General features: G+C 58.6%; 6 protein-coding genes. 2 read left to right on the top strand and 4 right to left on the bottom strand.

The window, feature by feature from the left end:
• Positions 1 to 146: 146 nt before the first annotated feature.
• Positions 147 to 2,207, top strand: coding sequence for a hypothetical protein (locus tag H8S59_RS24665; protein WP_187523117.1), 2,061 nt, complete (start codon positions 147 to 149; stop codon positions 2,205 to 2,207).
• Between the two features lie 157 nt (positions 2,208 to 2,364).
• On the opposite strand, the gene H8S59_RS24670 is transcribed toward H8S59_RS24665, so the two are convergent.
• The 4 genes from H8S59_RS24670 to H8S59_RS24685 form a co-directional block, all read right to left on the bottom strand.
• A complete protein-coding gene (locus H8S59_RS24670; protein WP_187523118.1) occupies positions 2,365 to 3,228 on the bottom strand; it encodes an efflux RND transporter periplasmic adaptor subunit in 864 nt (287 codons plus the stop codon).
• Between the two features lie 16 nt (positions 3,229 to 3,244).
• Positions 3,245 to 3,445 carry a DUF1656 domain-containing protein gene (locus H8S59_RS24675; RefSeq protein ID WP_095102213.1) on the bottom strand — a complete coding sequence of 67 codons (201 nt, stop codon included), beginning with the start codon at positions 3,443 to 3,445 and terminating at the stop codon, positions 3,245 to 3,247.
• Positions 3,435 to 5,612 (bottom strand): FUSC family protein, encoded by a 2,178-nt coding sequence (locus H8S59_RS24680; protein ID WP_187523121.1) that lies wholly within the window; start codon positions 5,610 to 5,612, stop codon positions 3,435 to 3,437. Before H8S59_RS24680 ends, H8S59_RS24675 begins: the two co-directional genes overlap by 11 nt.
• 304 nt (positions 5,613 to 5,916) lie before the next feature.
• Positions 5,917 to 7,428: an efflux transporter outer membrane subunit gene (locus tag H8S59_RS24685; protein ID WP_187523119.1), complete on the bottom strand. Its 1,512-nt coding sequence runs from the start codon at positions 7,426 to 7,428 to the stop codon at positions 5,917 to 5,919.
• A 182-nt stretch (positions 7,429 to 7,610) separates the two neighbouring features.
• Here H8S59_RS24685 and H8S59_RS24690 point away from each other — a divergent pair.
• Positions 7,611 to 8,544, top strand: a 934-nt coding sequence (locus tag H8S59_RS24690; protein ID WP_187523120.1) for a LysR family transcriptional regulator, incomplete at its 3' end; no start/stop codon positions are given.

An 8,544-nucleotide genomic window follows, 5' to 3' on the forward strand; every position in this document is an offset into this window, starting at 1 on the left:
AGTGCCTCAGGACACTTCTGCTTCCCGCGCCTTTACCCCGCGATAACAAAGAAACGTCCTACAACCGCGCCAAGTCCCAACCTCTATATTCCATAGCCTGAGCAGAGCAATGGATGCACTGCCCATGACCTGTCAAGGAATGACGCATGAGCACTACAGCTACAGTCCCCGCCGATATCGACCATCTGGCCAATGAACTGGCCGATCTGATCGACTCGGTTTCTCAACCCAGATTGCTTTCCCCCTTCGCTTTTATCGATGATTTCATTCGCACGGAAGTGAAGCGCTCAACGATGCATGAGCCGCACAAGGCACTGGTCACCAGCAGCATGAAGATCAATGTCGAATACACCGACTCTCGTCACAGCGGATTAATCGGCGTCAGCCCTCCCCGCCTCAAGATCGCCACCTTTGAACTCCACCAGATCGTCACCGACTTTTTTCGCCACGATCTGAAAGACGCCACACGACTGCGTATCCGCTGGCCCCCTGCGTTTCCGCCTGAGTTACGCGATCTGTTCGATACGGTGAACCTGCAGGAGCGCTACATCCGCGAGGTCGAGGCGCACTTTAATCGCCCTAACGTCAAAGAACTTTCCCTGCTGCTCACGCGACACGAACTGGATAACATTATCCGTCGATTTCTGGAGCACAGAGCCTCAGCCGCGACACTCATCGCACTCGCTAATGATTACTTGAATGGCTGGATTGAACCCCGGCTCGTTCAGTTTGAGGGCACGTCGCGAGTGAAGCTGGAACGGGCGGTATTTCTGCCAACGCCTGAATATTATGAAGACCAGACAGTTCAAGGCTTATTGGTATTCCTGGGCAATGATCCGCAGCAAAGATCGGTCTACGAAATACCGCGTGATTTCGATCAGTTTAGGGCGCTGATCGAAAGACATGCCTCGCTGCGCAACAAGGTGTTGGCGCGCCTCCCGCTTTATCAGCGACTCAAGCCCGGCAATGACGAAGTCAAATATGTCCGCAGGTTCGAGACCAAATATTACTGGGTCGCTCCCATTACTTTCCATGCAAGCCCTGACATCGCCAACGCGCTGTTTGACCTGAGTTATCAACGCCTGCTGTCTGATATCGATACGCTGGTTTCGACGGATGCCGAGCGGCTTGCTGATTCGGCTCTCGAGTTCAGCGGTTATCTTCTGGCAGGACTGTCGCTGGGCATCACGCTGCCGGTCAGCGTCAGTCTGGTGCCGGTCAGACTGATGGCGGCTTTCCTGCTGAGTATCGCCTCTGCGGCTACCGATGCGGTGAGGGCCGAACTGGAGGATCTGCCCGACGTGGCGGCTGATTTGTACCGCGCTGCCATCATCGGCGCACTGGCTGAAGTCATTGCCCCTCTGGTGCTGAAGGTGGTCGGCAAAGGACTTTCAGTGCTGGCCAGAACTCAACTTGCACAGAGGCTCAAAGTCATCCTGAAAACAAAGAATCTGCCGTCTTCAGCGACATCTTATTTGATCGATGCCCTGGAGCGGTCGAAACACTCGGCAAAGCTGCGCTCGCTGGAATTGAAACTGAACGCCGACTTTAAAAAAGGCCCACAGGTCACGCAGCTGTGGGTGGAAAAGCACGGGCATTTTTCACAGCAACTCATTGAATCGTATGACATTACGGTTTATCGCGGCTTTGTTTTTCGCGGTGATTCGCGCAATCCCGACATTATTTTCGAGCAGGGCTTCAAGCTGCGAACGCCGGCCGCCGATCTGCAAAAAGACATTCATCAGGCGACCGGCGTTCGCGGCGGATTTGGTGGCGGCCATGACGCCCTGGACCCGGACGGCAGAGGTATCTCGACGTCGGTTTTCTATGACCAGGATCACGTCGGGGCCTATACCTATGGTGGTGCCAAAGGGGGGCACACTTACCTCATCGACGCGCGAAAGCTCGACGGTTATCACCTTTATGCCAATGACTTTGCGGCACGCTATCCCCAATCACCACGCTTGAACCTGGCTCCGGTCGAGATTAACTACGCAACCGATATTCCGCCCTCGGCGATTGTCGGTGCTTATGACAAAAACGGTGTATTCATTCCCAACCTGGACGGGCTGCGCAGAACAGCGGGCATCAACCAGGCGCGACTGGAGCGAGAGCTGACTAAACGCACGTTCAGCCGCGCGATTCTGAAAACAGCGCCTGACGAAACCAGACTTGGCATCGAGGCGACTCTAAAGCTCTTTTCCTAGGCCACCACCGGACTGGCCGTGGGACCGGCTTTAGCCGGGAAGGGGCCCGTTTAAGCACTCCATTTTCATTGTCAGGAATACCGCTTTCCCGGCTAAAGCCGGTCCCACGTCAGTTTGCGGCCAAACATGGAATCTCACAGAAACCCGCCAACAGTGGTTAGCGCTCAACCTCAGGATTCACAATCACCGTACACGTAGTACCCGCCGACAGCAGCACGTCGGCGGGCACTTCATCCAGATGGATACGCACCGGCACGCGCTGTGCCAGACGCACCCAGTTGAAGGTCGGGTTGACGTCGGCGATCAGTTCGCGACTTTCCGGGTTGTCGCGGTCGTAGATGCCACGGGCGATGCTTTCCACATGGCCTTTGAGCAACTGGCCGCTCATGAGCTGCATGTCCGCGGGATCACCCACGCGGATGTGCGGCAGTTTGGTTTCTTCGAAGAAGCCGTAGACCCAGAATGAGTTCATGTCCACCACGGCCATCTTCGCCTCACCGATGCGTGCGTAGTCACCACGATGCACGTTGAGGTTGGTGACGTAACCGTCCACGGCGGCCAGCACTCGCGTGCGACGCAGGTTCAGTTCAGCGGCTTCAAGCCCGGCCAGGGCCAATTGGTAATCAGCTTGCGCGGAGGTGGCGATGTTGCTCGCGTCGTCGCGGCTTTCGGTTGAGATCACCAGGTTGTCCATGTCGGCACGGCGCCTGGCATTGACCTTGCGCATCTCCCAGGTGGCCTTGCGTGAAGCCACCAGCGCCTGAGCCTGCTTGACGGCCACCTGATAATGCTCGGGATCAATCTGCATCAACAGGTCGCCCTTTTTCACCTGTTGGTTATCACGCACCGGCACTTCTACCACCGTGCCGCTGACGTCGGCAGCAACGTTGATGATGTCGGCACGAACCCGACCATCGCGGGTCCAGGGCGTGTCCATGTAGTTGACCCACAAGGTGCGGCCGATCCAGATGGCCAAAGCCAGAACCAGTAACGTGGCGATCAGACTGAAGAGCTTTTTCATCAGGGCTACTCGAGAATCAACGGTAAACGGTCAGCGCCATGGCGCCGAAGATGCATGCAAACAGGCACAGGCGCAGCAACGCCGGGTGCCAGAAAAAGCGGTACAGGTCCAGGCTCGACAGCAGTCGGTCCAGTGCCCAGGCGAGCACCACAGCGATCAGAAACAGGACGGTCACACTGGGCATGTACAGGCCATGAAAAGCGATTTCACGAGGCATGAATCAGTCCTTGCCTCTGGCCTTTGCGAGCATGCGCGGCCAGTGGTGATTGAGGGTCCAGCAGTGACGAGCGAATGAAGTGCAGGTAGCTCTTCACCCGACGCAGCACTGAGGTATCAAAGTGAGGCGCGAAAGGTTCGTCGCTGTTTTGCACACGATTGATCGCATGATCGACGGCAGCCAAGGCACGCTGCCAGTTGCTGTGGTCCGGCTGGATGAACAGGCGGATCAAGGCGCGCCCCATCACCCGGATTGCCACCCGCCAGGATTGCCACGGCGCATAGGCCGGATGTACCGGGAGGATGTCCTGCTCGCGGCGCAGTTCGATGATTGCGTGGCCGATCTCCAGCACCACGAACATCCAGTGCAGCAGCTCGCGTTGCACCAGCGGTTTGCCAGCAGCCAATCCGTAGGCCTGGTGCATGAGGTCGCGGGTCTGGCTTTCGAAACTTGAGCCCAGACGATTCAGCGGCGCGCTGATGGCGAACACCACCTGACGGCGCAAATCGCCCTCCAGTCGTCGCCACATCCAGCGCGCATTCGGCGGCAGGATGATCGCGCCAGCCGCAGCACACAGCAGCATGCCAATCACCATGGCGATGTAGTCATTGATGAAGGTGTATGGGTTGTAGAGGGTCAGGTTGTCGGGCACTGAACCGATGCCGAAGAAGATCAACAATCCCAGGCCATAACCGGACCACTGCGGCCGCGATCCGAGGAACGCGCCGAGCATGAATACCGGCGCGAGGAACAGGCACAGCAACGGGAAGCCGTCGATGTTCGGGAAGATGAAGAAGGTTTCGATGAATCCCAGCACCGCGCCCAGCAAAGTGCCGCAGGCCATCTGAAACGACATGCGTCGCGGGTTGTGAGTGGTGGATGACAACGCCACGGTGGCCGCTGATACGAGGATCATGGTCGCGCCGCTGGGCCAGGCAGTCGCTACCCAGTACGCACTCATGATCGCCAGAATGAACGTTGCCCGAATGCCCGCCGCCGCGGCTGTCATCCAGCTGGTTTTGGGCAGGAATGCTTCTTCCCACTTTTCCCTGATGTGCTTGTGATCCGCCAGTGAGGCATGGGTCTGGGCATAGTCGTGCATGTCGCTGACCAGGCGGTAAAGCAACTCGTAAGCGGTGTGAAAATCCAGCAGTTCGGCTTCGCTGGGCTGGAGGTCTTCCAGAGCAGCACGCTCGGCGCGAACCCGCTCGGGCAAGTCCGCCTTGAAGGCTTCCAGTTGCTGAACCAGTTGCGCGGCATCACCGGGGGTCAGAAAGCGATTGGCGAAACCGTCGAGCAATTTGGCTAAAGCAGTGAGGCCCGGTTCGGCAGCGATCACTACGCGGCTGACGCCATCACCTCTTACGCGTTCGAGCAACTGGTGCAAGGCGTTGAAGCGGGTGGTGATGGCCATGAATTCGCTGTTCAGCCGGTTGAGCCGACCATTGCGCCTGCGCATGTGCGGGTCTTCAAAAACCGTGACGCTGCGCAGCCCTTCAAGGCCGATGGCTTCGGCGACAAAACGCACGTTGCCGGTTTCGAAAGCATCCCGTGGAGTAGTGCCGCGCAAGCCATCGGCGACGAAGCGGGCGAATATGCCAAAGCGCGAATACAGCGCGTTACGCATCGCCGCGCCGGAGCTTTGCGGCAGGATCGCAGCGGCGACGGCTGTGGAGCACACGATGCCGAGGCTGATTTCCAGCACTCGCCAGACGGCCGCCATGAACGAACTTTCCGGGTGTGCCAATGCAGGCAGGCCAACCATTGCTGCGGTGTAGCCTGCCAGCACAAAACCGTACGCGCGAAAATTGCGGTAGCGGGCTGCGCCTGCCGAACAAAAACCGACCCACAGCGCCAGACTGCCGAGGAACAGTTCGGAGTTCTGCGCGAACAGGGCCATCAGCACAACCATGACCGTGGAACCGGCAAGGGTGCCGAGCAATCGGTAGAAGCTCTTGGCGAACACATGTCCGCTTTGCGGTTGCATGACAATGAACACGGTAATCATCGCCGTGCGCGGCTGAGGCAATTCAAGGCGCAGGGCCAGCCAATAGGTGAGGAAAGCGGCAATCAGCACCTTGAAGATATAGATCCAGGTCACCCCGTCACTGCGCGCCCAGCTGTTGAATTCCCGCCGCCATGGGAGGGCGGTTATGCGGTTCAAGATGTCACGTACCTGTTGCGGCGAATGACGATCAATTGTGGGAGCGGTGCTTGCCCGTGATATTGGCGACACGGTTTTTCAGCTATACCGAGGTGCCTGAATCGCGGGCAAGCACCGCTCCCACAAGTACAGCGTTCGCTTGAGGTATTCACCGTCTGGCTATAGCGGGCATGCCCTGTTTTACCTGCAGGATCGCACTCCCCGGTAGGAGGCAACTTGTTGGCGAGGCGGGTTGAGCAGCGCGTCATATGAAAAGCCTCGCGAACAAGTTCGCTCCTACCGAGATCGAGGCGTTCAGTGGAGATATTCACTGGCCAAACACCGCCAGCGTGGCCGGGGTTTTCGGGGCCTGGGTTTTGTCTTCGGCCGGTGTATCGCTGCCAGCCTCCAGCCCGCCGCCCAGCGCAACCACCAATTCGGCATGGGCCGTCAGGCGGGCCGCCTGGACTTGCTGTTGAACCTGCTGCTGACGAAACAACAGAGTCTGGGCATTGAGCACGTTGAGGTAATCGGTCAGCCCGCGCTGGTAAGCGATCATTGCGATGTCGTAAGTCTTCTGCGCCGCAGCCACCGATTCGCTGGCGAACGCTTGTTGTTTGTCCATGGACTCACGTCGTATCAACTGATCGGAAATGCTCTTGAGCGCGGTTATCAGCGTCTGGTTGTACTGCGCCACCGCGAGGTCATAACCGGCAGAGGCTTCCCCCAGCTGCGAACGCAAACGCCCGCCATCGAAGATCGGCAAGCTCACCGCAGGCCCTGCGCTGTAGTTGAATTTTTTACCCGCCAGAAATTCAAGCATGCCGCCACCCGTAGCCATGTAACCCAGGTTGGCGATCAGGTCGACGTTGGGATAAAAACCGGCATGAGCCACGTCAATGCCTCGGGCCTGAGCAGCCACAGCCCAACGGCTTGCCACCACGTCAGGACGCTGACCGAGCAATTGCGCGGGTAAAGCCGAAGGTAATTTCAGGGCAGTCTTGAGCGCCAGCGTCGGGCGGTGCAGGCTGGCACCCTCCCCCGGACCTTTGCCCGCCAGCGCTGCCAGTTGGTTGCGGCTCAGTGCAATGGCCTCATCCAGTCCATCGATTTGCCGATGGGTTTCCGGCAATGGCGTCTCAGCCTGACTGACTTCAAAGTGAGTGCCGATCCCGCCCTTCAAACGACGCTGAGCCAAATCAACAATCTGTTGCTGCTGCGCGAGCGTTGCTTCAACGATGTCACGCTGGGCGTAGTTCAGGGACAGCTGGATGTAGGCGCGAACGATGTTGTCCTGCAATTCAAGCTGCGCCTGTCGCGCCTGGGCTGCGCTCATGTGGGCCAGGTCAAGCGCCCGTTCGGTGGCGTTGCTTTCCCGTCCCCAGAAATCCAGTGAGTAGCTCAACCCGAGGGACGCATTGTTGTCCCAGGTGGTGGTATTGGCGAGCGCGCCGGGGCCGTAGAACTGATCAGTCGCCCAGTCATGCCGTTTGAGGGACGCTTCACTGTTGATGTGCAACGACTCGGCCGATTCAGCCATGCCCGCCATGGCTCTCGCCTGACGAACCCTCGCCGCCGCAATGGCCAGACTTGGCGCTCCGGCCGCGGCCAGGTCAATCCAGTGGTCCAGTTGCGGATCGTTGTAGGCGCGCCACCATTGAGCAGCCGGCCAGTGAGCCTCCCGTTCAGCATCGCGAATGGCGGCGTCAGTGGCCAGGCTGTCCACAGGCAAAGCCTTGCCTTGAGGTGCGATCCCGCCGGTTCCGATGCAGCCGCTGATGACTAACGTTAAAGCCCAGACACTGAAGGGCGCGGCCCTTCTGATGATGCGACGCGGCACGAATGCAACTTCCCGACGTAAGGTGAGATGACTCAGGTGGCGCGATTCTAGGGGCGCATCAGAGCGCCGATAAGCCGGGAGAATTGTGAATCTTTGTTACAGAATCGGAGATAATCTTAAGCCAGGCTGACATGGGCCAGTTACTTCGTGTCACAATTTGCCATCTCTCCAGAGAACTGCCCATGGATACCCTGCAAAACATGCGTGCGTTCAGTTGTGTGGCTCAGGCCGGAAGCTTTACGGCAGCTGCCGTTCAGCTCGACACGACTACCGCCAACGTTTCGCGCGCCGTCTCAAACCTCGAAGCTCATTTGCAAACCCGTCTGCTCAACCGCACTACACGCCGAATCGCGCTCACAGAAGCCGGCAAGCGTTATCTGCTGCGCTGCGAACAGATTCTGAGTTACGTGGAGGAAGCAGAAGCCGAAGCCAGCGATGCCCATGCGCGGCCGGCCGGTCAGCTAAAAGTGCATTCGATGTCCAGCGTTGGTCAGCATTACGTGATCGATGCCATTGCCCGCTACCGACGCAATCATCCGGACGTATCGTTCGATCTGACCATGGCCAATCGCGTGCCGGATCTGCTCGAAGAGGGCTATGACGTGTCCATCGTGCTGGCCAGCGAGCTGCCGGACTCGGGTTTTGTTTCGCAACGTTTGGGCATCACCTACAGCATCGCGTGCGCATCGCCGGAGTACGTCAAGAGCTTTGGCATCCCGCTCAAGCCTACTGACTTGCTCAACCACGCGTGCCTGCGGCTGGTCAGCCCGGTGTTTCCGTTGGAAAAGTGGCTGTTCGACGGCCCGGAAGGTCAGGAAATGGTCACGATCCATACCTCGCCATTTCTGGTCAATTCGGCAGACGCCATGAAGACGGCAATCAGCAGCGGCATGGGCGTGGGCATTCTGCCGATCTACTCCGCCATCGAAGGCTTGCGCAACGGCACGCTGGTGCGGGTGCTGCCCGAGTACCGCTCGCAGGAGCTGAACCTGTACGCCATCTACCCATCGCGTCAGTACCTTGATGCAAAGATCAAGACGTGGGTGGAATACCTGCGCGGCTCGCTGCCGGAAATCCTTGCTGCGCATGAGGCAGATCTGCATACACATGCGATGC

It is taken from the genome of Pseudomonas folii (assembly GCF_014357575.1).
Lineage (GTDB): Bacteria > Pseudomonadota > Gammaproteobacteria > Pseudomonadales > Pseudomonadaceae > Aquipseudomonas > Aquipseudomonas folii.

What these genes read in the sequence shown, in the direction of transcription:
- H8S59_RS24665 (WP_187523117.1), top strand. Translation starts at nt 147, where the DNA reads ATGAGCACTACAGCTACAGTCCCCGCCGATATCGACCATCTGGCCAAT.
- H8S59_RS24670 (WP_187523118.1), bottom strand. Translation starts at nt 3,228, where the DNA reads ATGAAAAAGCTCTTCAGTCTGATCGCCACGTTACTGGTTCTGGCTTTG.
- H8S59_RS24675 (WP_095102213.1), bottom strand. Translation starts at nt 3,445, where the DNA reads ATGCCTCGTGAAATCGCTTTTCATGGCCTGTACATGCCCAGTGTGACC.